This is a genomic window from Rhodoferax sp. BLA1, assembly GCF_013416775.1.
GTDB lineage: Bacteria > Pseudomonadota > Gammaproteobacteria > Burkholderiales > Burkholderiaceae_C > Rhodoferax.
On record NZ_SZVI01000002.1, the window covers coordinates 62,175 to 88,475 of the forward strand.

The 26,301-nt window shown below is 61.4% G+C and carries 27 protein-coding genes; 19 read left to right on the top strand and 8 right to left on the bottom strand.

Going from position 1 to position 26,301, the window contains the following annotated elements:
- Positions 1-12: 12 nt before the first annotated feature.
- From FDG13_RS03405 to FDG13_RS03430, 6 genes are all read right to left on the bottom strand, one after another.
- A complete protein-coding gene (locus tag FDG13_RS03405; protein WP_180125413.1) occupies positions 13-1,326 on the bottom strand; it encodes a diguanylate cyclase in 1,314 nt (437 codons plus the stop codon).
- Positions 1,327-1,486: 160 nt separating this feature from the next.
- Entirely contained in the window at positions 1,487-2,461 is a 975-nt protein-coding gene (locus FDG13_RS03410) for a sensor domain-containing diguanylate cyclase (RefSeq protein WP_180125414.1), read from the bottom strand.
- Between the two features lie 164 nt (positions 2,462-2,625).
- Positions 2,626-3,885 (bottom strand): Zn-dependent hydrolase, encoded by a 1,260-nt coding sequence (locus FDG13_RS03415; protein WP_180125415.1) that lies wholly within the window; start codon positions 3,883-3,885, stop codon positions 2,626-2,628.
- Positions 3,886-4,747: 862 nt separating this feature from the next.
- Positions 4,748-6,190 (bottom strand): dihydropyrimidinase, encoded by a 1,443-nt coding sequence (gene hydA / locus FDG13_RS03420; protein ID WP_180125416.1) that lies wholly within the window; start codon positions 6,188-6,190, stop codon positions 4,748-4,750.
- Between the two features lie 100 nt (positions 6,191-6,290).
- The gene (preA, locus tag FDG13_RS03425) at positions 6,291-7,598 is read right to left on the bottom strand and encodes an NAD-dependent dihydropyrimidine dehydrogenase subunit PreA (protein WP_180125417.1); all 1,308 of its coding nucleotides are present in this window, start codon (positions 7,596-7,598) and stop codon (positions 6,291-6,293) included.
- A 99-nt stretch (positions 7,599-7,697) separates the two neighbouring features.
- The gene (locus tag FDG13_RS03430; protein ID WP_180125441.1) at positions 7,698-9,059 is read right to left on the bottom strand and encodes an NAD(P)-dependent oxidoreductase; all 1,362 of its coding nucleotides are present in this window, start codon (positions 9,057-9,059) and stop codon (positions 7,698-7,700) included.
- 175 nt (positions 9,060-9,234) lie between these two features.
- Between FDG13_RS03430 and FDG13_RS03435 the strand changes: the two genes are divergently transcribed.
- Positions 9,235-9,720: an acyl-CoA thioesterase gene (locus FDG13_RS03435; protein WP_180125418.1), complete on the top strand. Its 486-nt coding sequence runs from the start codon at positions 9,235-9,237 to the stop codon at positions 9,718-9,720.
- 182 nt (positions 9,721-9,902) lie between these two features.
- Positions 9,903-10,190, top strand: coding sequence for a hypothetical protein (locus FDG13_RS03440; protein ID WP_180125419.1), 288 nt, complete (start codon positions 9,903-9,905; stop codon positions 10,188-10,190).
- Between the two features lie 8 nt (positions 10,191-10,198).
- Here FDG13_RS03440 and FDG13_RS03445 read toward each other — a convergent pair whose 3' ends face one another.
- Positions 10,199-10,366, bottom strand: coding sequence for a hypothetical protein (locus tag FDG13_RS03445; protein ID WP_180125420.1), 168 nt, complete (start codon positions 10,364-10,366; stop codon positions 10,199-10,201).
- A 116-nt stretch (positions 10,367-10,482) separates the two neighbouring features.
- On the opposite strand from FDG13_RS03445, the gene gcvA reads away from it, so the two are divergent.
- The 15 genes from gcvA (at position 10,483) to FDG13_RS03520 (ending at position 23,765) form a co-directional block, all read left to right on the top strand.
- A complete protein-coding gene (gene gcvA / locus FDG13_RS03450; protein ID WP_180125421.1) occupies positions 10,483-11,439 on the top strand; it encodes a transcriptional regulator GcvA in 957 nt (318 codons plus the stop codon).
- 86 nt (positions 11,440-11,525) lie between these two features.
- Positions 11,526-12,215, top strand: coding sequence for a TetR/AcrR family transcriptional regulator (locus tag FDG13_RS03455; RefSeq protein WP_180125422.1), 690 nt, complete (start codon positions 11,526-11,528; stop codon positions 12,213-12,215).
- A 170-nt stretch (positions 12,216-12,385) separates the two neighbouring features.
- The gene (locus FDG13_RS03460; RefSeq protein ID WP_180125423.1) at positions 12,386-12,961 is read left to right on the top strand and encodes a TRAP transporter small permease; all 576 of its coding nucleotides are present in this window, start codon (positions 12,386-12,388) and stop codon (positions 12,959-12,961) included.
- 19 nt (positions 12,962-12,980) lie between these two features.
- On the top strand, positions 12,981-14,261 hold the full coding sequence (locus FDG13_RS03465; RefSeq protein WP_180125424.1) for a TRAP transporter large permease subunit: 1,281 nt from the start codon (positions 12,981-12,983) through the stop codon (positions 14,259-14,261).
- An 86-nt stretch (positions 14,262-14,347) separates the two neighbouring features.
- Positions 14,348-15,355: a TRAP transporter substrate-binding protein gene (locus FDG13_RS03470; protein WP_180125425.1), complete on the top strand. Its 1,008-nt coding sequence runs from the start codon at positions 14,348-14,350 to the stop codon at positions 15,353-15,355.
- A gap of 167 nt (positions 15,356-15,522) precedes the next feature.
- On the top strand, positions 15,523-15,972 hold the full coding sequence (gene aroQ, locus FDG13_RS03475) for a type II 3-dehydroquinate dehydratase (RefSeq protein ID WP_180125426.1): 450 nt from the start codon (positions 15,523-15,525) through the stop codon (positions 15,970-15,972).
- Between the two features lie 72 nt (positions 15,973-16,044).
- Complete coding sequence (locus tag FDG13_RS03480) at positions 16,045-16,878, top strand: shikimate dehydrogenase (protein ID WP_180125427.1); 834 nt, start codon at positions 16,045-16,047, stop codon at positions 16,876-16,878.
- Positions 16,879-16,901: 23 nt separating this feature from the next.
- Positions 16,902-17,837, top strand: a complete 936-nt coding sequence (locus FDG13_RS03485) for a hydroxymethylglutaryl-CoA lyase (RefSeq protein ID WP_180125428.1) — start codon at positions 16,902-16,904, stop codon at positions 17,835-17,837.
- Between the two features lie 19 nt (positions 17,838-17,856).
- On the top strand, positions 17,857-18,945 hold the full coding sequence (gene citC, locus FDG13_RS03490) for a [citrate (pro-3S)-lyase] ligase (RefSeq protein ID WP_180125429.1): 1,089 nt from the start codon (positions 17,857-17,859) through the stop codon (positions 18,943-18,945).
- Positions 18,946-18,990: 45 nt separating this feature from the next.
- A complete protein-coding gene (citD, locus tag FDG13_RS03495; RefSeq protein WP_180125430.1) occupies positions 18,991-19,284 on the top strand; it encodes a citrate lyase acyl carrier protein in 294 nt (97 codons plus the stop codon).
- Positions 19,284-20,156, top strand: a complete 873-nt coding sequence (locus FDG13_RS03500; protein WP_218942606.1) for an aldolase/citrate lyase family protein — start codon at positions 19,284-19,286, stop codon at positions 20,154-20,156. The genes citD and FDG13_RS03500 overlap by 1 nt, the downstream gene beginning before the upstream one ends.
- Before the next feature lie 24 nt (positions 20,157-20,180).
- Positions 20,181-21,719, top strand: coding sequence for a citrate lyase subunit alpha (gene citF, locus FDG13_RS03505; RefSeq protein ID WP_180125432.1), 1,539 nt, complete (start codon positions 20,181-20,183; stop codon positions 21,717-21,719).
- A 1-nt stretch (position 21,720) separates the two neighbouring features.
- Positions 21,721-22,266, top strand: a complete 546-nt coding sequence (citX, locus tag FDG13_RS03510; RefSeq protein WP_370528151.1) for a citrate lyase holo-[acyl-carrier protein] synthase — start codon at positions 21,721-21,723, stop codon at positions 22,264-22,266.
- Positions 22,241-23,164: a triphosphoribosyl-dephospho-CoA synthase CitG gene (citG, locus tag FDG13_RS03515; protein ID WP_218942607.1), complete on the top strand. Its 924-nt coding sequence runs from the start codon at positions 22,241-22,243 to the stop codon at positions 23,162-23,164. Before citX ends, citG begins: the two co-directional genes overlap by 26 nt.
- Complete coding sequence (locus FDG13_RS03520; protein WP_180125433.1) at positions 23,157-23,765, top strand: alpha/beta hydrolase; 609 nt, start codon at positions 23,157-23,159, stop codon at positions 23,763-23,765. Before citG ends, FDG13_RS03520 begins: the two co-directional genes overlap by 8 nt.
- A gap of 146 nt (positions 23,766-23,911) precedes the next feature.
- Here FDG13_RS03520 and FDG13_RS03525 read toward each other — a convergent pair whose 3' ends face one another.
- Positions 23,912-24,136, bottom strand: coding sequence for an HD-GYP domain-containing protein (locus FDG13_RS03525; RefSeq protein ID WP_180125366.1), 225 nt, complete (start codon positions 24,134-24,136; stop codon positions 23,912-23,914).
- Between the two features lie 82 nt (positions 24,137-24,218).
- Between FDG13_RS03525 and FDG13_RS03530 the strand changes: the two genes are divergently transcribed.
- Positions 24,219-24,488 carry an L-serine ammonia-lyase, iron-sulfur-dependent, subunit alpha gene (locus tag FDG13_RS03530; protein WP_370528152.1) on the top strand — a complete coding sequence of 90 codons (270 nt, stop codon included), beginning with the start codon at positions 24,219-24,221 and terminating at the stop codon, positions 24,486-24,488.
- Positions 24,489-24,570: 82 nt separating this feature from the next.
- The gene (sstT, locus tag FDG13_RS03535) at positions 24,571-25,824 is read left to right on the top strand and encodes a serine/threonine transporter SstT (RefSeq protein WP_180125435.1); all 1,254 of its coding nucleotides are present in this window, start codon (positions 24,571-24,573) and stop codon (positions 25,822-25,824) included.
- Positions 25,825-26,301: the final 477 nt, after the last annotated feature.

Genomic DNA, 26,301 nt, shown 5'->3' on the forward strand with positions numbered 1-26,301 from the left:
AGGGCTATAGGCCTATTTGCCATCTGATGCTGGGGTGGTCTTCGCAGGTGGCGCGAGTTTGGGCGCCACCTCCACCCGGTTGCGACCCTGGGCCTTGGCCCGGTACAGCGCCGAGTCGGCGGCCACAAACAGGTTGTCGGCGTTGTCCGCATGGTCGGGAAACACCGCCACGCCAAAGCTGCAGGTGATGCCGGGCAACTGACCCAGGTCCTGCCAATGGGTGGCGGCAATTTTGGCGCGGAGCTTTTCAACCAGCACCAGCAGGTCAGACTCGGCGGTGTCGACACACAGCAGCAGGAACTCGTCGCTGTCCCAGCGAAACAGGGCGTCGGTGCTGCGCACCTCATGGCTGATGGTCTGGGCCACCCGCTGCAGCACCTTGTCACCCAGAGCGTGGCCGTGTTCGTCGTTGATGCGTTTGAAGTGGTCTAGGTCCAAAAAACACATGCCCATGGGCACCGCCAGCCGACGGCATAACTCCAGCTGCCGGTCCAGCACCTGTTCACCTTCGCGGCGGTTGAGCAGCCCGGTCAGCGGGTCGTGTGAGGCCATGGCCTGCAGCGTGAGCTCCATGGTTTTCTGGTCGGTGACGTTGCGCATCATGCCCAGCATGCGAATCGGTTGGCCGTCGTCGTTGTGTTCACAGACGCGGCCTCGGTCATGCACCCAGATGTAGTGGCCGTTGCGGTTGCGCAGCCGGTATTCGGCGTTGTAGCGGCTACGCTGGCCATCAATGTGTTCCTGCAACACCTTGCGCACCCACAAGGCGTCCTCGGGGTGCAGATTGGCGCTCCAGGTATCGCGGTGGGGCGCCATCTCGCTCGGGCCGTAGCCCAGCATACGTGCCAGCTGCGGGCTGAAAAATACCTCATCGGTCTGCAGGTTCCAGTCCCACAGGCCGTCCAGGGCCTCGTTGAGCGCATATCGCAGCTGGGCCTCATCACGGTGCCCGGCGCGCTCCTGCGCCAAGCGGGAACTGATGTTGCGGGCGATCGACAGGAAATATTCGCGCCCGTCCTGCCAGAAGTGGCTGGTCTTGATCTCCACCGGGACTTCCGCGCCGGACTTGTGGCGGTGATGCACCACAAACACCAGGTGCTCAACAGCCCGCACCGCCTGCGCCAGACTGGCCCACTGGTCCAGACCCATCACCTCGACATGCAACTTCAGCACCGACTGGTTGAGGATCTCGCTGCGCGTCATGCCGACGTGTTTCAGCGCCACTTCGTTGCAGTCCAGAACACAGGACGTCTCGGGGTCAATCAAAAATACGCCGTCAGGCAGGTGTTTGAACAGCGTTGCACACATCAGTCCAGGCAAAGACATGGTTGAGGCTCTCCATGGGTTGGGTAAAGTATTACACCTCAAATGTGCGCTGGCGCAGCCTGGAGCGCGCGGCGGGTGCCATGCTTTTTTGCGTTCTCAGCGGCCGCCGGTGGCGTACCTCCTGCAGGAGGTTTGGCCGGTTTCTCGAAGCCTTTGGCTTTTATACAGGCCAGGGTGCGTCGTCCCAGGACTGCACATTGTTGCGGCCGGACTGCTTGGCCCGGTACAGTGCTTTGTCGGCGTTGTTGAACAACTGGTCAAAGGACATGGCACCACCTTGTAGCGTCGCCACACCAATGCTGACGGTGAAGCTGATGCTGACCCCGGTTTCGTTGGTTGGCACCTGTTTGCTGGCCACCGCCTGACGCAGCGACTCGGCCACCGCGCAGGCACTGGTGTGGTTGGTTTCTGGCAGCAGCACCACAAACTCCTCACCCCCCACGCGGGCGGCGGTGTCCAGGCCCACGCGGATGCGGCTGTTGCAGGCCTCGGCCACCGCGCAGATCACCCGGTCACCCACCTGGTGTCCCCAGGCGTCGTTGATGTTCTTGAAAAAATCGATGTCCACCACCAGCAGCGACAAGTCGTGTGAGAAACGCGCCGTGCGTTTGCATTCATTGGCACCGAGCTCCATCAGCCGACGCCGATTGGCCAGCCCGGTCAGAGAGTCGCTGGCGGCCAGCAGCTCCAGCAAGGCGTTTTGTTCAGCCAATTGCTGGTTGATCTGCGCCAGCTCGTCTTCCTTGCGCTTGCGGTCGTCGATGTTGAAGGTCACACCGACAAAACGCTGGCCTGGGGTGCTGCCTTCGCGGTCCATGATCTTGCCGTAATTGGCAAACCAGAGCCAGCTGCCGTCTTTGGCGCGCAACCTGAATTCAGCGCGGTATTGGGGCGAGCGGCCGGACAGGTGCTCATCCAGCGCCAGCTGCACGCGTGGTTGATCGTCCAGGTGGATCAGTTGGAAAAACTGCTCAACATAGGTCCATTGCTCCTCCTCGGGGTAACCGAGGGTGGTGATGGTTTTCATGGCCCGGCGGCTGACTTCCCCGGTGAGCAAATTGTTTTCCCAGAGGTCCAGCCCGGCAGCTTCCAGAGCCAGCGCCAGCCGATCCCGGTTGAGGTCAGCTTCGTCCATTGTCCAACTTGTCCATTGATACCCCTGACGCCTTGTTTGAGACAGATCACGCGATGGGTGACTTGTCTCAAACTGTAACAGCCAAGCGCGTCACGGCGTTTGGGGGTAGGCCTTTTGCACACAAGGGATACAAACCATTGGGAGATCGTCGAGTTGGCCTGCGGTCACACCACGCCAGCGCGCTCCAGCATCGCGTGCAACAGCACATTGCAGCCCGCCGTGATGTGTTCAGGCGTGGCGGACTCGATCTCGTTGTGGCTGATGCCGTCCTTGCACGGGATGAAAATCATGCCGGTGGGCGCGAGTTGCGACATGTAGACCGCGTCATGCCCGGCGCCAGACACCACCTGCATGTTGGAATAACCCAGCTTGGAGGCTGCCTTGGCCACCGCGCCTTTGCAATCCTCATGAAAGGCTTGCGCCGGGTAGCTGGAGACCAGTTCAATCTGCACGCCCAGGCCAGTTTGTTGGCTCAGGCTGGCGGCGAAGGCCTTCACCTCATCGGCCATTTGGTCCACCAGCGCGTCTGTAGCGTTGCGCAGGTCGATGCTGAACTTGACCCGCCCCGGGATCACATTGCGGCTGTTCGGGAACACCTGCACCATGCCCACCGTGCCACGGCCATGCGGCTGGTGGCGCATCGCGGTTGCCACCACTTCTTGCATGATTTGCGCGGCGACCTGCATCGCGTCCTTGCGCAGCGCCATCGGTGTCGGGCCCGCGTGCGCTTCCATGCCGGTCACGGTGCAGTCAAACCAGCGGATGCCCAGCACGCCCTGCACCACCCCAATCGTGACGTCGTTGTCTTCAAGCACCGGGCCTTGTTCGATGTGGGTCTCAAAAAACGCGCCAATCGGGTGGTCACCGGGCTGCTGTTCACCGATGTAGCCAATGCGCGCCAACTCCTCACCGACTGTCTTGCCATCGATGTCCTTAGCGGCGTAGGCGTGCTCCAGCGTGAAGGTCTTGGAAAACACGCCCGAGCCCATCATCACCGGCACAAAACGCGAGCCTTCTTCGTTGGTCCAGAAGCTGACCTCCATCGGCGCTTCGGTCTCGATGTTGTGGTCGTTGAGCGTGCGCATGACTTCCATCCCAGCCAACACACCGTAGTTGCCGTCGAACTTGCCACCGGTGGGCTGGGTGTCGATGTGGCTGCCGGTGACGATGGGTGGCAGGGCGTTGTTGCGGCCCGGGCGGCGCATGAAGCCGTTGCCGATTTTGTCGATGGTCACCGTCAGGCCCGCCTCACGCGCCCATTTCGTGACCAGGTCGCGGCCTTGTTTGTCGAGGTCGGTGAGGGTCAAGCGGCAGACACCGCCTTTGGGGGTGGCGCCGATTTTGGCGAGTTCCATCAAAGAGTCCCAGAGGCGTTGGCCGTTGATGCGGAGGGTGGAGATGTTGGTGGTGGTGCTTGTGGTCATGTCATCTTCCTTGGTGAATTTGTCGTCATCTGTTGCAAGCTGTGTGCCTGCATGTCGCGTGGTTTTGCTGGCGCAGGCTGGTCGACCTGCTGTCGCTGGCCGGGTTTCGCCCCGGCGGGCGAGTTACTTTCTTTTGCTTCGCCAAATGAAAGTAACCAAAGTAAAGGCGAGCCGACGTCCGGGCCGCTACGCGGTGCCTTGCGCTGCTCGTGTCAGGCGGGGTCTGGCTCGAACTCGCTTCGCTCAAACAATCGCCAGCCCTTTCTCCGCCCGCCCCTGCGCTGCTCAGCCCGGCCTCAACGGCAGCGAGAGCTACGGCACTTTGCTGCGCTCGTGCCGAGGCGAAACTGGGCATTGGGCGTTCTCTGGTCGTGTTAAAACGCTGCGGCTGGTCGCTTGGGCGGGAGTAGTCAATGGTCGATTTGTGAGGGTGCGGCGTAGTTGGTTGGCTGGGCAATGTGTCGGCGGCAGACACACAACTCGGCAAGGTGGCGCGCAGCGCCACGAGCCGGGCTGACTGGGTGGTTCCTGGCCCTTCTGTTTGTGCCGAGGAGCACAGCTTCAGGGAGATCAGGGCGCGCGATTGTTTGAGCGTAGCGAGTTCGAGCGCGCCCCTCCCTGAAGCGAGCACCGCAGGTTGCCCGAAGCGCAGCGTAGGGACACAAACAGCGGGCTCGCTTTTTCTTTGCTTCCTTTCTTTTGGCGAAGCAAAAGAAAGGAAGTGGCCGCCGGGCCATTCCCGGCCTGCGGGCGCAGCTAAGCCACAAAGCACCTCGCCCGCCAGGGCGAAACCCGCCCAACCGTCGCCAGCGGGCACCGCCGTCAAGGTTGAATCAAAAGGATTCATGCCCAAGGCCAAGCCTTAGCGCTTCACCGCCCCAACTGCCATCACATCCGCCCTCAACTTACTCGCCGCGAAATTCGCATTAAACGCCGGCCGTTTGATATACCGCCCCACCCCCCGCTCAGCGCGCAAATCACCCTGCACAAACACCAACTTGCCCTGGCTCAAGGTGTGGCTCGGGATGCCGCGCACGGTGCGGCCTTCGAAGATGTTGTAGTCGCCCTTGCTGAACTGGGTTTTGGCGGATAAGGTCTTGGTGCCCGCCGGGTCCCAGACCACGATGTCTGCATCTGCGCCGACGGAAACGCTGCCTTTGTTGGGGTAAAGGTTGAACAGCTTGGCGGTGTTGGCCGAGGTCACCGCGACAAATTCGCTGGGGGTTAGGCGCCCGGTGTTGACCCCTTCGTCCCAGACCACGGCCATACGTTCCTCAACACCGCCGCAGCCGTTGGGGATCTTGGCAAAGTTGTCTTGGCCTGCGGCTTTTTGAGCCGCGCAGAAGGTACAGTGGTCGGTGGCGGTGGTGTGTAAGCTGCCGCTTTGCAGGCCGCGCCACAGCGCTTCCTGGTGCGCTTTGGGGCGGAACGGCGGGCTCATCACGTGGGCGGCGGCGGTTGCAAAGTCGGGGTGGCGGTAGACGCTGTCGTCGATCGTCAGGTGCCCGGCCAGCACCTCGCCGTAAACGCGTTGGCCGCGTGCTCGGGCGCGGGCAATCGCGTCGGCCGATTCGATGCAGGACACATGCACCACGTAGATCGGCACGTTAAGCACTTCGGCAATGGCGATGGCGCGGTTGGCGGCCTCACCTTCCACCGTTGGCGGGCGTGACAGCGGGTGGCCTTCGGGGCCGGTGATGCCGCGCTTGGCCACCTCTTGTTGTAGCAGGTAGACCAGCTCGCCATTTTCGGCGTGCACGGTGGGCATGGCGCCGAGTTCCAGCGCGCGTTTGAAGCTGTTCACCAGGGTTTCGTCGTCACACATGATGGCGTTTTTGTAGGCCATGAAGTGTTTGAAGCTGTTCACACCTTCCTGCTGCACCAGGGTGCCCATGTCGCGTTTAACCGATTCGTCCCACCAGGTGATGGCGACATGAAAACCGTAGTCGGCCGCTGACTTTTCGGCCCAACCGCGCCAGGTCTGGTAGGCCTCCATCAGCGGTTGTTGCGGGTTGGGGATGACAAAGTCGATGATGCTGGTGGTGCCGCCCGCCAGGCCGGCAGCGGTGCCAGTGTAGAAGTCGTCCATGGTGGTGGTGCCCATGAACGGCAGCTGCATGTGGGTGTGTGGGTCAATGCCACCGGGCATCACATACTGGCCACCGGCGTCCACCACTTCTGTGCCTGCGGGTGCCTGCAGATTTGGGCCGACGGCAATGATCTTGCCGTCTTGCGTCAACACATCGGCCTGGAAGGCTTGGTCGGCGTTGACCACGGTGCCGCCGCGGATCAGGATGTTGCTCATAAATACTCCATATTCAATAGCTATCAATGCTTATTACAAAAGGGCTAGAGGCCTATTTCACTTAAAAACACGGTGCCAGCCAGCGGTCAAGCGGCAAATCTTACGCCGCCACCCGCGCCGGGTTGTTGGGGTGCGTCGTCCAGTCGGCATGGGGCGCTTGCACGGTTTTTCCGGTGCGTAAATCGATCTCGCCGGGCGCCACGGTGCGCAGAGTGATGCAGTCGGGCACCGGGCAGACCAGGGTGCACAGGTTGCAGCCCACACATTCGTCCTCTTTCACCTCAAAGTGGCGTTTGCCGTCTTTGATGCTCGTGATCGCTTGGTGGCTGGTGTCTTCGCAGGCAATATGGCAGCGGCCACATTCGATACAGCTGTCCTGGTTGATGACGGCTTTGCTGATGTGGTTGAGGTTGAGGTATTTCCAGTCCGACACGGTCGGGATCGCGCGGCCCTTGAAGTCGTCGATGCTGGTGAACCCCATTTCGTCCATGTAGTTGGACAGGCCGTCGATCATCTCCTGCACAATTTTGAAGCCATAGACCATGGCGGCGGTGCAGACCTGCACATTGCCCGCGCCCAGCGCGATGTAGTCCACCGCGTCGCGCCAGGTGCCAATGCCGCCAATGCCTGAAATCGGCAGCCCTGCAGTCTGCGGGTCACGGGCGATCTCGGCCACCATGTTGAGCGCAATCGGTTTGACCGCCGGGCCGCAGTAACCGCCGTGGGAGCCCTTGCCACCGGTGCTGGGCACCATGGTCAGGCTGTAGGGGTCGACGCCCATGATGGAGTTAATGGTGTTGATCAGGCTCACCGCGTCGGCACCGCCGTTTTTGGCCGCACGTGCGGGCAGGCGGATGTCGGTGATATTGGGCGTGAGCTTCACGATCACCGGCAGCTTGCAATACTGCTTGCACCAGTGGGTCACCATCTGGATGTACTCGGGCACCTGGCCCACGGCCGCGCCCATGCCGCGTTCACTCATGCCGTGCGGGCAGCCAAAGTTCAGCTCAATGCCGTCGCAGCCAGTCGCCTCCACGCGTGGCAGGATGGCGCGCCAGGCGTCTTCGTTACACGGCACCATGATCGACACCACCACCGCGCGGTCGGGCCACAGGCGTTTGACCTCGGTGATTTCCTTCAGGTTGAGCGCCAGGTCACGGTCGGTGATCAGCTCGATGTTGTTGAAACCGTTCAGGCGCCGGTCCGCGCTCATCAGCGCGCCGTAACGCGGGCCGTTCACATTGACCACTGGCGGGCCTTCCTCGCCCAGCGTTTTCCAGACCACGCCGCCCCAACCGGCCTCAAAAGCGCGGTTGACGTTGTAGGCCTTGTCGGTGGGCGGCGCCGAGGCCAGCCAGAACGGGTTCGGGCTGGAGATGCCGATGAAGTGGGTTGTCAAATTGGCCATGGTGTGCTTTCAAATCGATTTGCTACAACTTGCATAGTTATGTGTGCTTGACCTGCAAGGGCTAGAGGCACTTTTTGCTCAATTGCCTTGCGCTGTCTGTCACGGCAGGCGTGAAGCGCTCAGCTGCGCGTGGATGGCCTGCGCTGACAACTTGCCGTGTTCAACGGCTTCCACCGTCAGGTCCAGCCCACCGGCGCGGCAGTCGCCACCGGCCCAGACGCCCGGCTGGTTGGTCAGGCCGTTGGCGTCGGTGGCAATGCGGCCGCCCTGTAGTTCAAAGTTGGCCTGCGCCAGCAGCGGGTTGCCCAGCGTCTGACCAATCGCCTTGAGCACCATGTCGGCTTCCAGCACCAGGGTGTCACCGGTGGCCACCAGCTTGTCGCCGTGCAGCTTTTGTTGGGCAAAGCGCACGCCGCCCACGCATTGGGGGTCCACCTCATTGGGCACGATGTCCAGCGGGCTGAGCCAGTGGTGGATTACCACACCGTTGGTCAGCGCCCATTCCTGTTCAGCCAGGGAGGCACTCATCGCCTCCGGCCCGCGCCGATAGACCATGTGCACGTCCTTCGCGCCCAGCAGCTTGGCCTGCACGGCCGCGTCCACCGCGGTCATGCCGCCGCCAATCACCACCACCTGGCGGCCTATCGGCAGGCAGGACAGGTCCTCGGCCTGGCGCAGGGTGGCGATGAAGTCGACTGCGTCCTGCACACCGTAGAGCGACTCGCCCGGTACGCCAAGCTGGTGCGTGTTGGGCAAACCCATGCCCAGAAAAAGGGCATCAAAGTCCTGGCGCAGTGCGTCGAGCTGCGCCACATCGCTCAGCCGCCAGCTGTGGCGCAGCTCAATGCCACCGATGGCCAATAACCATTGCACTTCCGCCTGGGCAAAGTTGTTGGGCGTTTTGTAGCTGGCCAAGCCGTATTCATTGAGGCCGCCGGCCTTGGGCTTGGCGTCAAACACCACCACGTCGTGGCCCAACTTGGCCAGGGTGTGGGCGCAGGCCAGCCCGGCAGGGCCGGCGCCCACCACCGCAATCTTCTTGCCGGTGGGTGCGGCACGGGTGAAGATTTGCGGCTTGGCGCTGTCCATCAGCGCGTCCACCGCGTGGCGTTGCAGGCGGCCAATCGCCACCGGCTTGCCCTCCTGCGTGTTGCGCACGCAGACCGCTTCACACAGGTTCTCCGTGGGGCAGACGCGCGCGCACATGCCGCCCAGCGGGTTGGCCTCCAGAATGGCGCGGGCCGAGCCACGCAGGTTGCCTTCCCCAATGCGTTTGATGAACGAGGGCACATCAATATGCGTGGGGCAGGCGGTGGCGCAAGGTGCGTCGTAACAGTACAGGCAACGTTCTGCCTCCAGCACCGCCTGGGCGCGGGTCAAGCGCGGCGTGGCATCGGCAAATCGCTGGGCGTAGTCGGCGGCGTCGAGCCGACCGGCTTGGATATCAGGGGCAAAGGACATGGACACGCGGATGACTCCTGTTAAATCTGACCGTTTGGTCAGGTTCAACATTCATGCTAGCAAGCCACGTGCCACGGTGTCTGTAGGTAGTCACCCGAAGCGGGGATGGCAGGGTGACGCTCAGGTGGCAGCGATATCATGGACCACAGTCAAGCCGACCCTACAAGGAACTTCCATGGATTTACCCCTGCACCAGCTCTCGATGACGGTGCTGATGACGCCCGATACCGCCAATTTCTCCGGCAATGTGCACGGCGGCAACATCCTCAAGTTGCTTGACCAGGTGGCCTACGCTTGCGCCAGCCGTTATGCCGGGCGGTATGTGGTCACGCTCAGTGTGGACCAGGTGATGTTCCGCCAGCCGATCCATGTGGGGGAGCTGGTTACCTTTTTGTCGTCAGTCAACCACACCGGTTCTTCGTCGATGGAGGTGGGCATCAAGGTGATTGCCGAGAACATCCAGAACCGCTCGGTACGCCATGTCAACAGCTGCTTTTTTACGATGGTGGCGGTGGATGACGAACGCAAACCGGTGGCCGTGCCGCCGCTGGAGCCCCAGACCCCCGATGAGATCCGCCGCCATGCCGCCGCTCTGGTGCGCAAGGACATGCGCCGCGAGATGGAGAAGCGTTTTACCGCCACACGTTCGCTGGTCGACTGAGCAAAAAAGTACTCAAAATGGCTCCTGGCCCTTATGTGACAAGGGCAGGATGCTCTGGTTTTTTGATGGTTTATTTGGTCGACTGGATTCGCAGGGGCACTGCATCTCGGGTTTTAGCAGGTGAGTCAGCGTCACCAAAAAGCTTCACAATGGGCTGGTTTCAACACCACCAAGGATGAACCATGAGCCGTTTTCTCACTCACAGCGCCTCTCTGGGCGCCCTGGTCCTGACCACTGCGCTGGGCCTGGGCCACACCAGCAGCGTTTTAGCCGCCACGGCTGCCGCCAGCCAAGCCAGCGCACCTGCACCCAGCCTGCTGGAGCGCACCCAAAAAGCCACCAAAAAGGCTGCCCATGCCACCGGTGAGGCCATCAGCAACACTGGCAAGGCGATCGATAAAAAAGTGCCGCGAACCGAGGCTTATAAGAAGAAACATCCCAACGACGTTCCCGGTTCTGCAGCCAAATAGACGCCTGCTCAAGGCTGGGCGAAGTCACCCCGTGGCGGTGTGTTGTGAAACACCAGACGGCTGATCCGTTGTTTCAAATGGCGCCAGCCCAATGCCAAAATCTCACCCATGGCGTCCGAGCGTTGCTGGTTGGCCAAGCGCACCTGGGCGTAGATGTCGATGTAGTTCTGGGGCATGGTGGCAAATCCTTGTGTAACAAAAGCCTCTTGTGGAGGCATGGCGCGAGGTTAATGGCTGTGCTGCCCAGCGGCAAACGAGCATTTTTCAGGCAACAGATCAGAAAAACTCATCCATGTCCTACCGCTTGCCCCCGCTGAATGCCTTGCGCGCCTTTGAGGCTGCCGCACGCCACCTGAGTTTCAAAAACGCGGCGCTGGAGTTGTCGGTGACACCCACCGCGATCAGCCACCAGATCAAGCTGCTGGAGGATTTTTTGGGTTACGCACTGTTTCGCCGCCTGACCCGTGCGCTGGAGCTCACGGTCCAGGGACAGGCCATGTTGCCCAAGGTGCGCGAAGGCCTGGCCTGTTTTGCGGCAGCGGTCGAGAGTGCCCAGGCGCGCGCCAGCAGCGGCAAGCTGGTGGTGGTGTTGCCGCCCTCGATTGCGACCCGCTGGATGGTGCCGCGGCTCAAGGGCTTCGCCCAGGCCGAGCCCCAGCTCAACCTGCAGATCATCCGCTCGCTCAAGGCCATAGACAGTGACCAGGCCCCTGTCTCAGCACCGCTGGCGCCGGTGGACCCGCGTGAGGAAGATTCCACCGTGGTGATCCGTTTTGGCACCGGTGTCTATCCAGGTTGCCAGGTGGATCACCTGTTTGGCTCGGAGTACATCGCGGTGTGCAGCCCCAAACTGCTGGCCGCCGGCCCGCCGCTGCGCACACCCGATGACATGCGTCACCATGTGCGCCTGCACACCGATGCCATCGCCAGCGACCACACAAGCCCGGGCTGGGCCGACTGGTTCAAGCTGGCCGGGGTCAAGGATGTGGACAGCAGCGCCGGGCCCCATTTCAGCGACTCGGGTCTGGTTTATGTGGCCGCGCTGGACGGGCTGGGCGTGGCGCTGGCCTCCAAGCCGCTGGTGGCGACAGCGCTGGCCCAGGGCCGCCTGGTGGCGCCGTTTGAGCTGGCGGTGGCGCAGAACTATGCCTATTACCTGGTGGTGCCCGAGGCCATCAGTCAGCGCCCTGCTGTTCAGGCCTTTCGAGCCTGGCTGCTCAAAGAGGCGCGGACCCAGGCCGCAGGGTGATGGTCTTGAAACAGTGATCAGGGCCTAGGGAAAACCCGCGACTGAATGGACAGGTGGTTTGTCACACTTGATCCTATACTTTGTGAATGAACCAGTTAGTCCATTCGGAGCAGAAGGTGACTACCAAAACAGACCCTCAGGCAGGGGGCAAGCACACCACCCGCACCAACGACCCCGAGCGCACCATGGCTGGCATTTTGGACATGGCCACCAAGGAGTTTGCAGAGAAGGGCCTGAGCGGCGCACGCATCGACGCCATTGCGGCTGCCACCCGCACCAGCAAACGCATGATTTACTACTACTTTGGTAGCAAAGAGGGTTTGTATGTGGCGGTTCTCGAAGAGTCTTACCGTCGCATGCGGTCGATCGAAGCCGAATTGCACCTGGAAAATCTGGCCCCCGAAGCGGCACTGCGCCGCCTGGTCGAGTTCACCTTTGACCACCATTGGGGCAACCCGGACTACATCCGCCTGGTGATGAACGAAAACATCGAACGTGGCACCTACCTGGCGCAAAGCAAAAGCATCCAGCAGCTCAATGTGCCCGCCATTGCCGCCATCCGCGAGTTATACGACCGGGGTGTGGCGCAGGGTGTGTTTCGGCCCGGGCTCGATGCCACTGACATCCACGCATCGATCTCGGCACTGACGTTTTTCAACGTCTCCAACCAACACACTTTCGGGTTGATTTTCAAGGGCGCCCCCAGCGGTGAGGCCGCGCTGGCGGCACGGCGAAACAGCATCACCGAGATGGTGGTGCGTTTTGTGTTGCGCTGAGTTTTCCACAGGTAGTTCCGACGACCGCTCACCACAGTGGGTGTGAATCGAGGTACTTTTTTGCCACTTTGCTTCGACTTCGTCGGTTGTCCAAGCGCTAGGGTAAACACTGATCATATAAAACTAACCAGTTAGTACATTAATAAGTCACGCAAGTTTGGAGACGCGAGATGGTTCAAAAATTGATCGGTCGCTATTGCCAGTTGTTGACCGTGATCATCGTCATTTGCCTGGTGCTGATGGTGCTCATGGTGTTTGGCAACGTGGTGATGCGGTACGCCTTCAATTCGGGCATCACAGTGTCTGAGGAACTGTCCCGCTGGTTGTTCCTGTGGCTGATTTTTCTGGGCGCCAGTATTGCGGTGCATGAGCAGTGCCACATGGGCAGCGACATGGTGATGGACAAGCTGCCGCCCAAGCTGCAAAAGATCGGCACAGTGGTTGGCCAGCTGCTGATGTTGTGGGTCACCTTCTTGATCTTCAAAGGCAGCTGGGCACAAACCGCGATCAACTGGGAGGTGTTGGCCCCGGTCAGTGAATGGTCGATGGCCTGGGTCTACAGCACAGGTGTGGTGTTTTCCGTAGGCACCGGGATCATGCTGCTGAGCGACCTGTGGTTCACCCTGCGTGGCCAGCCAACTCCCACACAAATCCGCAAGGCCCAACACGCTCTCGAACAAGCTGAACTCGAACGCCGCTCAAGCGAGGCCGCGCAAGCCGACATCCGCAACGCCGTCAAAAAATAAATAGCCCGAGGCAGACACAATGACGATCCTGATATTTCTCGCGGCGCTGATCGGCTCCGTGGCGCTGGGCATTCCGATTGCCTATTCGCTGCTGCTCTCAGGCGTGGCCCTGATGCTGCACCTGGGCAACTTTGACGCCCAAATTCTGGCGCAGAACGTCCTCGAAGGCGCCAACAGTTTCCCGCTGCTGGCGGTGCCTTTTTTCATGCTGGCGGGTGAAATCATGAACGCTGGCGGTTTGTCGCGGCGCATTGTGGACCTGGCCATTGCTTTGGTCGGCCATGTGCGTGGTGGCCTAGGTTATGTGACCATCATTGCCGCCTGCCTGATGGCCTCACTCTCAGGCTCGGCGGTGGCAGACACTGCGGCGCTGACGGCGCTGCTGTTGCCGATGATGGTGCGCGCCGGGCACCAGAAGGCGCGCTCAGGTGGTTTGATTGCCTCGGCTGGCATCATCGCCCCGATCATTCCGCCCTCCATCCCGTTTGTGGTGTTTGGTGTGACCGCCAACGTGTCGATTGGCAAGCTGTTCATGGCCGGTATCGTGCCGGGGTTGATGATGGGCACGGCCTGTGCCATCGCCTGGTGGATCACGGCCCGTGCCGAGGCCGTGGTGACCCCACCCAAAGCCAGCCGGACCGATGTGGTCAAAGCCCTGCGTGAATCCTCCTGGGCCCTGGTGCTGCCATTCATTGTGCTGGTGGGCTTGAAGTTTGGTGTGTTCACACCCACTGAAGCTGCCGTGGTGGCGGCTGTTTATGCCTTTTTTGTGGCGACGGTGGTGTACCGCGAGTTGAGCTTCAAGCAGCTGTACGGGGTGTTTGCCGCCTCGGCCAAAACCACCAGCATCATCATGTTCATGGTGGCGGCGGCGTCGGTGAGCGCTTGGCTGATAGCGGTGGCCGACCTGCCCGGGCAGCTGATTGCCATCCTGGAGCCGTTTATGCAAAGCCCCACCACCTTGCTGTGTATCTTGATGCTGGTGTTGCTGATGGTGGGCATGGTGATGGACCTGACCCCCACCATCCTGATTCTGGCCCCGGTGATGGTGCCGGTGGTCAAGGCGGCCGGTATTGACCCGGTGTATTTTGGGGTGCTGTTTGTGCTCTGCGGGGTGATTGGGCTGGTCACACCGCCGGTGGGTACGGTGCTCAATGTGGTGGCAGGTGTTGGCCACATGAAGATGGACCAGGTCGCGCGCGGGGTGGTGCCGTTCCTGATCGCCGACATCATTGTGCTGTTCCTGCTGGTGGCGTTCCCGTCCATCGTGCTGGTGCCGCTGAAGTTTTTCTACAACTGATTTTTCCCGAGTTGATGCGGTGCTGGGCACGCCGCCGCATCAACCCTTTCAACGGCGTCCCGCATGTACCGTAGATGGAGACTCTCATGAAACGTTTGATCCTCAAATCCCTCGTCGCCACTGCTGTCCTGGCGGCGTTTGGCATGGCTGGCGCACAAGACATCAAAGAACACAACTTCAAGTTCGCCACCAACGGCGCGGGCGAACACCCGTCGGTGGCGGGCATGAAAAAGTTTGCTGAACTGTTGGCGGCCAAGTCCGGCGGCAAGATGCAAGTCAAGTTGTTTACCGGTGGCATCTTGGGCAGCGACCAGGCCAATGTGTCAGCCATTCAGGGTGGCACGCTCGACATGGCCGTGATGAATACCGGCATTTTGGCCAGTGTGGCCAAAGAGCTGGCGCTATTTGATTTCCCGTTTCTGTTTGCCAACGAAAAAGAGTCCGACGCACTGGTAGATGGCCCTGTGGGCAAACGTCTGCATGAAAAACTCAACGACAAAGGCCTGATTGGCTTGTCCTACTGGGAACTCGGTTACCGTCACATCACCAACAGCAAACGCCCGATCACCAAGGTGGAAGACATTGAGGGCCTGAAACTGCGCGTCATTCCCAACCCGATCAACGTGGCCTGGGTCAAGGCCCTGGGTGCCAACCCGACGCCGCTGCCGTTCCCCGAGGTGTATGCCGGGCTGGAGCAAAAAGCCATTGACGGCCAGGAAAACCCGATATCGGTGATTGCCACCAGCAAGTTCTTTGAAGTGCAGAAATACATCACGCTGACCAACCACCAGTACAACCCGCAGTCGGTGATTTTCAGCAAGAAGGTTTGGGACGCCCTGACCCCAGCCGAGAAGAAAATTGTTGATGATTCTGCCGACGAAGCCACCAAGTACCAACGCCAGCAAGCACGTGCTGCCGTGGCCGTCAACCTGGATGTGCTGAAAAAAGGTGGCATGACGGTGAGCGAGTTCTCGCCAGCTGAAGTGGCCAAATTACGCGACAAGATGAAACCGGTGATTGCCCAGTTCAGCGCCAGTGTGGGCGAAGAAACGGTGAAAGAAGTGCAAGCCGAACTGGCCAAGTTGCGCAAATAAGCTGGTTATGGCGGGAGGCGCAGTGAAGTCTCACTGCGCCTCCCGACCGCGACGGCTTGGACAACCCGTGTGAGGCCGAAGTCTTGGCACACGACGCCTGCCGCTGCCCAATGATCACACGGTGAATCGCTGGTCGGCAATGACCCGCACAAACCAAGGAACCCCTCATGAGAATACTCATGCTGCATGGCATCAACCACAACATGTTCGGCAAGCGTGACCCAAAGCAGTACGGCACCATCACGCTCGACGAGATCAATGCCACATTGACGACGCTGGGCACCGAGCTGGGTGTGGAGGTTGAGGCCTACCAGACCAACCATGAGGGTGAGATGTGTGAGCGCATCCACCAGGCCTACCAGGACCAGGTAGCTGCGGTGCTGATCAACGCGGGCGCCTGGACGCATTACAGCTACGGCATCCGTGACGCATTGGCGATTTTGACCTGCCCGATTGTTGAGTTACACATGTCCAACATCCACGCCCGTGAAGTCTTCCGCCACCACTCGGTGTTTGGTGAGATTGTGATGGGGCAGATTTGCGGCTTCGGTGTGGACAGTTACCTGCTGGGTTTGCGCGCCGCTGTCTCGGCCGCCAGGGCGCGTGCCTCTGACTGACAAATAACTATTAACTTAATAGCTGCATACCCATATCTAATAAGGGCTATAGCCCATTTTGGCAGAAAAATCATGCGTATCGACGGCAACACAGACATCATCGCGCACATCGGCTACCCCACCTATGCCTTCAAGGCGCCGCTGATTTACAACCCCTGGTTTTCGGCCATGGGCATCAATACCGTGGTGGTGCCGATGTCGTGCCAGAGTGCGCCGTTTCCGCAGTTTTTGCGCGCGGTGTTTAGCCTGGGCAATATCCGTGGTGCCTTGATCACCATGCCACACAAGGTCACCACCGTGGGCCTGCTTGACGAGGTGCGGCCCACGGCAGCGATTGCCGGGTCGTGCAACGCGGTGCGCCGCCTGGCCGATGGCCGCCTGCAGGGCGATATGTTTGACGGCGAAGGTTTTGTGCGTGGCATCAAGCGCAAGGGGTTTGAGCCCAAAGGCCGCCGCGCACTGGTGGTGGGTGCGGGAGGGGTTGGTTGTGCGATTGCCGCGTCCTTGGCGGCGGCCGGGGTGCTGGAGATGGACCTGTTTGATGTTGACAACGCGGCGGCGCAAGGCTTGGCCGACCGTCTGATGCAGCATTACCCGGCCATGACCATCCACACCGGCAGCAAGGACCCGGCGGGTTATGAACTGCTGGTGAACGCCACCCCGATGGGCATGAATGACGGTGACCCCTTGCCGGTAGACATGAGCCGGGTGGACCCCTGCACTTTTGTGGGTGAAGTGGTCATGAAAACCGACATGACAGCGTTTTTGAAGGCCGCGCAGGCGCGTGGCTGCCCGATCCAGATCGGCTCCGACATGCTCTACGAGCAGATTCCGGCCTACCTGGAATATTTTGGCTACCCGGTGCCCACGCCCGAAGAGTTGCGGGCCGCCGCGCACAACGTGTGACCTCACCCGATGGAAAGTGAACCATGACCACCCCCACTTTTGATGTCCTGATCTCCGAAGTTGGCCCGCGTGACGGTCTGCAGTCGGTCAAGGCCACCATGGCCACCGCCGACAAGTTCCGCTGGATTGACGCACTGGTGGTTGCAGGTTTGCGCGAGATCGAGGTCTGCTCCTTTGTGTCCCCCAAGCTGCTGCCGCAGATGGCCGACGCGGCCGAGGTGGTGCGCCATGCACTCACCCACCCTGGCATCACCGTGATGGCGCTGGTGCCCAACCTGCGCGGTGCCGAAGCTGCGCTGCGCTCCGGCGTGCACAAGCTGACCATCCCGTGTTCGGCCAGCGAGGCACATTCGCTGGCCAATGTGCGCAAGAGCCGCCAAGACATGGTCGAAGAAGTGCGCGCCATCGTGCGCTTGCGCAACGACATCGCCCCCGGCGTGAAGATCGAGGCCGGTTTGTCCACCGCCTTTGGCTGCACCATCCAGGGCGAGGTGACTGACGACGATGTGGTCTGGATGGCTGAACGAGTGGTGGCCGCAGGGGTAGACGAAGCGGGCTTGTCTGACACCACCGGTATGGCCAACCCGGCCCAGGTGCGCCGCTTGTTCACACGAGTGCGTGCTGCCATCGGTGACAAAACCGGTGCCGCCCACATGCACAACACACGCGGCCTGGGTTTGGCCAACTGCCTGGCCGCTTACGACGTGGGTGTGCGCACCTTTGACAGTTCCCTGGGTGGCCTGGGCGGTTGCCCTTACGCACCCGGTGCCTCAGGCAATGTGGTCACCGAAGACCTGGTGTTCATGTTCGAGGCCATGGGCATCAGCACCGGTGTGGATATCGAGAAACTCATCGCCGCACGTGAGCCCTTGCAGGCCGGTTTGCCCGGCGAGCCGATCTACGGCATGACGCCGCTGGCCGGTTTGCCCAAGGGCTGGGTGGGTGTGAACCACAGCTGAGGACTCACCCGAGACGGCAGTGATCCAGGACGCCTACTGCGAGTATTCGTCTTTCACCAGCGGTGACCTGGACTGGGCGATCGAGAGTTTCGGCGACAACCCCAAACTGCAACCTGAGATTGCAGAATTTCTGCGGAGTTGTGATCTGGAGCTGGACGGCAACCTGGCCGACTTTGTCACGGTGCGCTCCAAAAAGACGCTGGTAGCCTGCGCCGGCATGGGTGAAAACGTCATCAAATGTGTCGCCGTGTCACCCACCCTGCGCGGCCAGAACATCACCCTGCGCCTGATCTCGGATGTGACCAACCTGGCCGCCGACATGGGTCGTTACCAGCTGTTTCTCTATACCAAGCCCGACAACGTCGAGACCTTTTCGCGCTGCGGCTTCTACCCGCTGGTGGAGATGCCCGGCGTCATTGCCCTGATGGAAAACTCGCCAGTTGGCCTGACGCGTTATTGCCAGAGCCTAGCCGACCAGCGCCAACCTGGTCAGACCATTGGCAGTGTTGTCATGAACGCCAACCCCTTCACCTTTGGCCACCAGTACCTCGCGCAACAGGCGGCTGACAACTGCGACTGGTTGCATGTGTTTGTGGTCGGTGAAAACTCCTCGCTGATCACCTACGAAGACCGTTATGCGCTGGTGTGTGAGGGCCTGAAAGACCTGCCGCGCACCACCGTGCACCCGGGTTCGATCTACATGATCTCCAAGGCGACCTTTCCAAGCTACTTCCTGAAAGACCGCGGCATAGTGGACCAGTGCCACACCGCGCTGGACCTGATCATCTACCGCGAACACGTGGCTCCCGCTTTGGGTATCACGCATCGTTTTGTCGGCACCGAGCCGTTTTGCCCGGTGACCCGCAAGTACAACGAAGACATGAAGCACTGGCTGATGCAGGCTCCCTCAGCCGCACCGGTGGTCAAGGTGGTGGAGCTGGAGCGCAAAGCGCAGTCACAGCGCGCCATTTCAGCCTCAGAGGTGCGGCGCTGCTTACGGGCTGACGATTTTTCACACATGGCCGAGCTGGTGCCCCAGGCCACCATTGACCTGCTGCGCGCCAAATACTTTGACCCCGGCGCACGTGTGGCCACCGGCACGGGTTAAATAAAAAATCGGCCTCTAGCCCTTATCTATAAAAGACATATTGCTATGAAAATCATCAAGGAAGCGGTTGCTGGCACGCTGGAGTCCAGCGACCTGCTGGTCAAGGTGGCGCCGGGTCTGCCGAACCGGTTAGACATCCACATCCGCAGCGAAGTGATCCGCCAGTTTGGCGAGCGCATTCGCAGCGTCATCGACGAGACCCTGGGCCAGCTCGGCGTCACCGAGGGCGACATCACCATCGAGGACAAGGGCGCACTGGATTGCGCCATCCGTGCACGGTTGCAGACGGCGCTGTTACGTGCCGCGGGCAACCCGCCGATTGACTGGGAGACGATGTGATGAAACTGCGTAGAAGCATGTTGTTCATGCCCGGCGCCCACGCTGGCATGTTGAGTACCGCCTTTGTGTTTAAACCTGACTCGATCATGTTTGATCTGGAAGACGCGGTGACCCTGCGCGAGAAAGACGCCGCGCGTATTCTGGTGTTCCACGCCTTGCAGCACCCGCTGTACCGCGACATCGAAACCGTGGTGCGCATCAACCCGCTGGACACCCCCTTTGGCCTGGACGACCTGCAGGCCGCGGTGCGTGGCGGCGCCCACATCGTGCGCCTGCCCAAAACCGACACCGCTGACGATGTGCGCCAGTTGGTGGCTGAGATCGAGCGTATTGAGCTTGCCTGTGGCCGCGCGCCGGGCTCCACCCAGGTGATGGCTGCCATCGAGTCGGCCTCAGGTGTGGTCAATGCGGTGGCCATTGCCACTTCCACGCCGCGCATGATGGGTATTGCGCTGGCGGGTTTTGACTATGTGATGGACATGCAGACCGAGCGCGGCGACGGCACCGAGCTGTTTTACGCCCGCTGCGCGGTGTTGCACGCCGCGCGTGTCGCAAAAATCGACGCGTTTGACGTGGTGTACCCGGATGTCAATGACGACGCCGGTTTCCTCAAAGAGGTGGACCTGATCCGCCGTCTGGGTTTCAACGGCAAGTCCCTGATCAACCCGCGCCAGATTGATCTCTTGCACAACGCCTACGCCCCCACCGAAGAAGATGTGGACCACGCCCGCCGCGTGGTGGCCGCTGCGGACAAGGCGACGCGCGACGGCTTGGGCGTGATCGCGCTCAACGGCAAGATGATCGACGCCCCCATCGTCAACCACGCCCGCCGGGTGATCGCCAGCGCCGAAGCGTCTGGCTACCGTCGTTAATCGCGTGTCACCAAGGCGAACACCATGAACCAAGAACTCAGTCAAAAATCACGGCAAGAGCTGCTGACCAATCCAGCGCTCCAGGGCCTGCAGCCGTTTGAGAGTGCCTACACCCACACCCCTTACCTGGAAGACCTGGGGCAAAAGTACAGCCGCAAGATCGTCGAGACCGTGCAAGAGGCGGTGCAACGCGTTGGCCTCAAAGACGGCATGACCATCTCGTTCCACCACGGCTACCGCGAAGGTGACCGCACCATCAACTCGGTGGTGCAGATACTGGCCGACATGGGCTTCAAAGGCCTCACGCTGGCGGCCTCGTCGCTGATGTCGTGCAACACACCGCTGATCGAACACATCAAGAGCGGCGTGATCCGGCGCATCTACACCTCGGGCATGCGCGGCAAACTGGCCGAGGCGATCTCCAACGGGCTGATGGCAGAGCCCGTGCACATCCACTCCCACGGCGGACGCGCACACCTGATCCAGACCGGCGAGATCGTGATTGACGTGGCGTTTTTGGGCGTGTCGGCCTGTGACGAGTTTGGCAACGCCAACGGCGTCAACGGCAAGTCGCGCTGTGGCTCACTCGGCTACGCCAAGGTGGACGCCCACTTTGCACACAACGTCATTTTGCTGACCGAAGAGTTTTTGCCGTTCCCCAACACGCCGGTGAGCATCTCGCAAGACCAGGTGGACTTCATCGTCAAGGTGGCGCAGGTGGGCGACCCAAGCAAGATCAGCGTTGGTGCCGCGCGCGCCACCAGCGACCCGCGCGAGTTACTGATTGCCCGTTTCGCCGCTGACGTGATCGAACATTCGGGCTATTTCAAAGACGGGTTTTCGTTACAGACCGGCACCGGTGCATCCAGCACCGCCGCCACCCGCTTCATGGAAAACCGCATGCGCAAGGCGGGTATCAAGGCTGCGTTTGCGCTGGGCGGCATCAGCGGCGGCATTGTGGACCTGCACAAGAAGGGCCTGATTGACACCCTGATCGACACCCAGAGTTTTGACGCCGACGCCACCGAGTCCTTACGCACCTCACCCAAACACATCGAGGTGTCCACCAACGAATATGCCAACCCCAGCTCCAAAGGCACGTTTTGTGACCGGGTGGATGTGGTGATTTTGAGCGCGCTGGAGATTGACGTGGACTTCAACGTCAACGTGTTAACCGGCTCCGACGGTGTGATGCGCGGCGCATCCGGCGGTCACAGTGACGTGGCGGCGGCAGCGAACCTGTCCATCGTGGTTGGCCCGCTGATCCGCAGCCGCATCCCCACTGTGGTCAAACACGTCACCACGCTGGTGACACCGGGTGAATGTATTGGTGTGCTGGTCACCGACCATGGCATCGCCGTGAATCCGAACCGCCCCGAGGTGGAACAGCGCCTGCGCGACGCCGGTTTGCCGGTGTTCAGCATCCAGCAACTTTACGAGCGTGCGCTGGAGATCAGCGGCCAGCCCTCACCGATTGATTTTCTGGACAAGGTGGTGGGTGTGGTGCGTTACCGCGATGGCACCGTGATCGATCTGGTGCACCAGATCAAGCCGCTGGACTGACGTGTTGCCATCCGACGAGCCCAGCCATACCGGCGTCAGCCTGACGCAGATGCTAAACCGGCGCGAACAGCGCGTGGCAGAGCAGCAAGCCTTGTTGGCGCGTTTTGGTCGGCCGCTGGTGCAGCTGACCCTGGTGACACCGGGGCCGGTCAAAGACACGGCGCAAGCGCGTTTTGTTTTTGACCAGGGCTTGGTCGCGCTGCAACAAGCGCTGCAGCAGGCGGGTTGCGCGATGCTGGCGCAGCAGGACGGACACTGGGTGACCGGGCCAGAGATGTTGATGGTTATTGATGCTGAGTCCTTATCTTTAAAGGGCATGATGCTACAAATAGAAGAGCATCATGTACTTGGCCGCCTGTGGGATGTGGATGTGCTGGACCTGATGGGCAGCTCGGTGTCGCGCCAGCAGTTGGGGTGGCCCGCCCGGCGCTGCCTGCTGTGTGACGAGCCCGCCCACGCCTGCTCACGCAGTGGCCAACATGCGCTGGTTGATCTGCAGCGTGCCATTGAGGACAAAGTGAATGCCTTTCGCAGCCGTCCTGAGTAGTGATGCGCCGCCAAGCGCTGATCAGATGGCCCAGGCCGTGGGCCGCCTGGCCAGCTTGTCCCTGCAGCGCGAAATGGAGTTAACACCCAAACCGGGTCTGGTGGACCAGGCCAACGCGGGCGCGCACCATGACATGGACCTGGCCACCTTTCGCGCCAGCCTGGCCGCCATCTCCCCCTGGTTCCCGGTGTTTTTCCAACAGGGTGTGGGTGGGCACCATTTGGCAGCTACGCACTTTTTGCGGCAACTTCGTCTGAGCGGTTTGGCGTGTGAGCGCGCCATGTTCGCCGCCACCGGTGGGGTCAACACCCACAAGGGCAGTGTGTTCTCGCTGGGGTTGCTGTGTGCGGCTGCCGGGCGGCTGTTTGCGCGTGGTGATGAACCCGGTGTTGTGGGCCTGTGTTCCGAGGTGGCCCTGCTGTGTGCCGACCTGGTGCAACGTGAGTTGACCGAGCCCGCCACCGCACACAGCGCTGGCGAGCGGCTGTACTGGCAATATGGCTTCACAGGTGCCCGTGGCGAGGCACAAAGTGGCTTTGCCACCGCCCGCGCCCATGGCCTCGCGCCGTACCTGCGAGCCCGCGCCAACGACATGGATGAGGAAAGCGCGCTGCTGGAGGCGCTGCTGCACCTGATGGCGCACAACCCGGACACCAACCTGGTGGCGCGTGGCGGCCTGCCCGCGCTGAGCCTGGTGCAGGTCGAGGCCATGCGCCTGCTGGCCGCGCCCACCCCGACCAGCAGCCTGCGCAAAGCGCAACTGGTGGCGTTTGACCAACTGTTGATCGCGCACCATCTGAGCCCGGGTGGCAGTGCTGATCTGCTGGCCGTGAGCTGGTTTCTGGCCAACTTGGGCGAGCTGGGTCAGCCATGCGGTGGAATGTGCTGTGATGAATGACGCCAACCACGCCAAAACCCAGGAAACCCTGCGTGCCGCTTCCCAGCGCTTTGATTTTGTGCTGGTGCCGGGGCGCTTTAACAGTGGTGTGCGCCATTGGCAGTCGATCTGGGAGCAGGAGCTGCCGATCTGGAAGCGGGTGACACAAAGCAACTGGAACGACCCCGACACCCACCGCCTGCGCGGCTCATTACGCCGCCTGCTGGCCCCGTGCACCCGCCCGGCGCTGCTGGTGGGCCACAGCCTGGGTGCGCTGGCCTCGGTGTGCCTGGCCGCAGAGCTACCCGCCAAGGTGGCGGGGGTGATGCTGGTGGCCCCGGCCGAGCCCGCCAGATTTCATGCCGAAGACGATGTGCCAACGGCTGCCCTGGGCGTGCCCAGCGTGCTGGTGGCCAGCCACACCGACCCGTTCATGAGTTTTGAGCGTGCCGAGTATTGGGCAAGGGTCTGGGGCAGCGAGGTCGTCGACCTGGGCGAAGCCGGTCACATCAATGTCGACTCCGGTTTTGGCCAGTGGAACTATGGCCTGGAGGTGTTGTGCCGACTGGTGCAGTGTTGCACGTTACCCGACACTTGCTCTCTCGCAGGACCTAAAACGTAAGTCGGTAATAGGCTGAAAGCTGGTGCGCCCGACAGTCGGCTTTCCGGTGGTCCGGTTCAACCCGGTTCAGCAGCCGGTCATGGCCTACGACATCGTGCCCGTAGCTGCCACACGGCTGCATGCGTGGGCCGACAAGACTGCAGCGGTCACAGGCCTGGCACCGTCGACAAAATCCGGTGCGAGACATAAGGATGCTGCCGGATGATGAACCTCTCGACCGGTGTCAGCGGGCCGGGCGTGTCGATGATCTCGGTCGGCCCAGCCAGTTTGCCGATGTGATGCAGGTAGCCTGCCGGGCCGATCATGCGCGTCTCGGTGGGCGAGATGCCAAGGTGCGCAGCCAGTTCCTGGCTGTTGGCGGCGCTTCCCATGCGCGCGCACGCTGCTGGTGGGCGCGCGGGTCAAGATCGCATCGGCGCGGCCGCTATCATCTCGGCCGTGCTTCAGTACTACATGAATTTCATACCCCGCAGCTGCTCACGCGACGTGGACAGCTTTCTGCTCGCCGCCGCAGTCGGCTGCCAGATTGAGGTCGGATCGGCTTGCGCGATGGCTTCTGTCAAGATGACCAACGCCGCACAACTCGCGCTGCGTGGTGATGGTGCGCACGCCATCTCACTCGGCCAGGTGATCCCTGCTGTGCGCGACACTGGCCGTGACGTGCTGGACAAATACAAGGAAACATCCAACGGCGGTCTCGCCGTCAGCCTCCCCGAGTGCTGAAAACGCCACCCTCGCGCCCCGTGCAGCCCCGCCCGGGCACACCCCTTCATACCAACAAAATTACCCACAAAGAGATTCACTCATGAACAACACGAACCCCACGGCTCTGCAGCGACTTCTGCGCCTGAGCCTCATTGCCCAGATCACGATCGGCCTGGTCCTGGGCATCGCCCTGGCCCTGATCGCGCCCGGCGCGACACCATCCGTCGCGATACTGGGAGACCTCTTCATCTCCGGCCTGAAGTCGGTCGCGCCAGTCCTGGTGTTCATCCTGGTGATGGCCGCCATCTCCAGTCACGAACATGGTCAGCCGACCCATATTCGCCCGATCTTGATGTTGTATGTCGTTGGCACGTTGGCCGCCGCCGCGGTGGCCGTCATCGCCAGCTTCAGCTTTCCAACCACGCTGGTCCTGAGCGCGCCGCCGGCCGCTGGCACACCACCGAGTGGCATCGTGGTCGTGCTCAAGAACCTGCTGCTGAGCATATTTACCAGTCCGGTCAAAGCCCTGCTGGAAGGCAACTTCATCGGTATCCTGGCGTGGGCGGTCGCCCTTGGTATGGCGCTGCGCCACGCCAGTGCTGCCACGCGGACGACGCTCAACGACCTGGCCGACGCGGTGACCGGCATCGTGCAGACGGTCATCCGTTTTGCGCCGCTGGGTATCTTTGGCCTGGTCGCTGGCACGCTGGGCGAATCGGGTTTTGGTGCCTTGCTGGGCTACGCGCATCTGCTGCTGGTCCTCGTCGGTTGCATGCTTTTTGTTGCGCTGGTGATCAACCCGATGATCGTGTTCTGGAAGATTCGCAGCAATCCTTATCCCCTGGTTTTCACCTGCCTGCGTGAGAGCGGCGTGACCGCCTTCTTCACCCGCAGCTCGGCAGCCAATATCCCGATCAACCTCGCACTGTGCAAGCGCATGGGCCTGCACGAGGACACCTATTCGATCACCATTCCGCTGGGCGCCACGATCAACATGGCCGGGGCAGCCATCACGATCTCGGTGATGACTCTGGCCGCCGCGCACACACTGGGCATTCATGTTGATGTACCGACCGCGCTGTTGCTGTGCGTCGTGTCCTCGTTCGCCGCCGCCGGCGTGTCAGGGGTGGCGGGCGGCTCGCTGCTGCTGATCCCGATGGCCACGTCGCTGTTCGGCATTTCGAACGATGTGGCCATGCAGGTGGTGGCAATCGGCTTTGTCATCAGCGTGATACAGGACTCGACCGAAACCGCCCTGAACTCCTCCACCGATGTGCTGCTAACCGCTGCCGGCTGTGCCGCTGAAACGGGCGAACCGTTGCAACTGGCGAGCACAAGTCAACAGCACGGTTGAGTTGCCGTGAGTGAGCGATTGATTGATCGGGCGACGTCCGGGCGGGCGTCAGCGCAAGACCGCCGAGCTCAGGGCGCAGCGGTCCTTGCCGAGTTCTACGTGCACCTTCATGCGTTGACGGTCGATGTCGGTGACTTCCATAAGATCACTTCATTGGCACGCAATCCGGTGCCGTAGGCAAGAGCCACGATCGCCGGACTACACACCTGAATTTTGGGCGGAATGACTGAAACGGAGATGGCAGTTCGGCGAATGACTGCTATGGAGCAGCAACCCCAAATACCCGCGTCTGGCCGTTGGCGGATGCCGCGACCCTCGAAAACGACGCCACATTGCTGACTGTCAGGCCACTAGGAGTCTGGGCGGCAGAAACCTTCGTTGGTGATGAATCCTGGCACGAAGCCTGCGATGCAAAGGCATGAGCACCAGCTACTTACCCTACCACCCCGAGCAACAACAGCTCCTGCCCTCAGCCCT

Coding starts and splice junctions, on each gene's coding strand:
- FDG13_RS03405 (WP_180125413.1), bottom strand. CDS start 1,326: ATGTCTTTGCCTGGACTGATGTGTGCAACGCTGTTCAAACACCTGCCT.
- FDG13_RS03410 (WP_180125414.1), bottom strand. CDS start 2,461: ATGGACGAAGCTGACCTCAACCGGGATCGGCTGGCGCTGGCTCTGGAA.
- FDG13_RS03415 (WP_180125415.1), bottom strand. CDS start 3,885: ATGACCACAAGCACCACCACCAACATCTCCACCCTCCGCATCAACGGC.
- hydA (WP_180125416.1), bottom strand. CDS start 6,190: ATGAGCAACATCCTGATCCGCGGCGGCACCGTGGTCAACGCCGACCAA.
- preA (WP_180125417.1), bottom strand. CDS start 7,598: ATGGCCAATTTGACAACCCACTTCATCGGCATCTCCAGCCCGAACCCG.
- FDG13_RS03430 (WP_180125441.1), bottom strand. CDS start 9,059: ATGTCCTTTGCCCCTGATATCCAAGCCGGTCGGCTCGACGCCGCCGAC.
- FDG13_RS03435 (WP_180125418.1), top strand. CDS start 9,235: ATGGATTTACCCCTGCACCAGCTCTCGATGACGGTGCTGATGACGCCC.
- FDG13_RS03440 (WP_180125419.1), top strand. CDS start 9,903: ATGAGCCGTTTTCTCACTCACAGCGCCTCTCTGGGCGCCCTGGTCCTG.
- FDG13_RS03445 (WP_180125420.1), bottom strand. CDS start 10,366: ATGCCCCAGAACTACATCGACATCTACGCCCAGGTGCGCTTGGCCAAC.
- gcvA (WP_180125421.1), top strand. CDS start 10,483: ATGTCCTACCGCTTGCCCCCGCTGAATGCCTTGCGCGCCTTTGAGGCT.
- FDG13_RS03455 (WP_180125422.1), top strand. CDS start 11,526: ATGAACCAGTTAGTCCATTCGGAGCAGAAGGTGACTACCAAAACAGAC.
- FDG13_RS03460 (WP_180125423.1), top strand. CDS start 12,386: ATGGTTCAAAAATTGATCGGTCGCTATTGCCAGTTGTTGACCGTGATC.
- FDG13_RS03465 (WP_180125424.1), top strand. CDS start 12,981: ATGACGATCCTGATATTTCTCGCGGCGCTGATCGGCTCCGTGGCGCTG.
- FDG13_RS03470 (WP_180125425.1), top strand. CDS start 14,348: ATGAAACGTTTGATCCTCAAATCCCTCGTCGCCACTGCTGTCCTGGCG.
- aroQ (WP_180125426.1), top strand. CDS start 15,523: ATGAGAATACTCATGCTGCATGGCATCAACCACAACATGTTCGGCAAG.
- FDG13_RS03480 (WP_180125427.1), top strand. CDS start 16,045: ATGCGTATCGACGGCAACACAGACATCATCGCGCACATCGGCTACCCC.
- FDG13_RS03485 (WP_180125428.1), top strand. CDS start 16,902: ATGACCACCCCCACTTTTGATGTCCTGATCTCCGAAGTTGGCCCGCGT.
- citD (WP_180125430.1), top strand. CDS start 18,991: ATGAAAATCATCAAGGAAGCGGTTGCTGGCACGCTGGAGTCCAGCGAC.
- FDG13_RS03500 (WP_218942606.1), top strand. CDS start 19,284: ATGAAACTGCGTAGAAGCATGTTGTTCATGCCCGGCGCCCACGCTGGC.
- citF (WP_180125432.1), top strand. CDS start 20,181: ATGAACCAAGAACTCAGTCAAAAATCACGGCAAGAGCTGCTGACCAAT.
- citG (WP_218942607.1), top strand. CDS start 22,241: ATGCCTTTCGCAGCCGTCCTGAGTAGTGATGCGCCGCCAAGCGCTGAT.
- FDG13_RS03520 (WP_180125433.1), top strand. CDS start 23,157: ATGAATGACGCCAACCACGCCAAAACCCAGGAAACCCTGCGTGCCGCT.
- FDG13_RS03525 (WP_180125366.1), bottom strand. CDS start 24,136: ATGGGAAGCGCCGCCAACAGCCAGGAACTGGCTGCGCACCTTGGCATC.
- FDG13_RS03530 (WP_370528152.1), top strand. CDS start 24,219: ATGAATTTCATACCCCGCAGCTGCTCACGCGACGTGGACAGCTTTCTG.
- sstT (WP_180125435.1), top strand. CDS start 24,571: ATGAACAACACGAACCCCACGGCTCTGCAGCGACTTCTGCGCCTGAGC.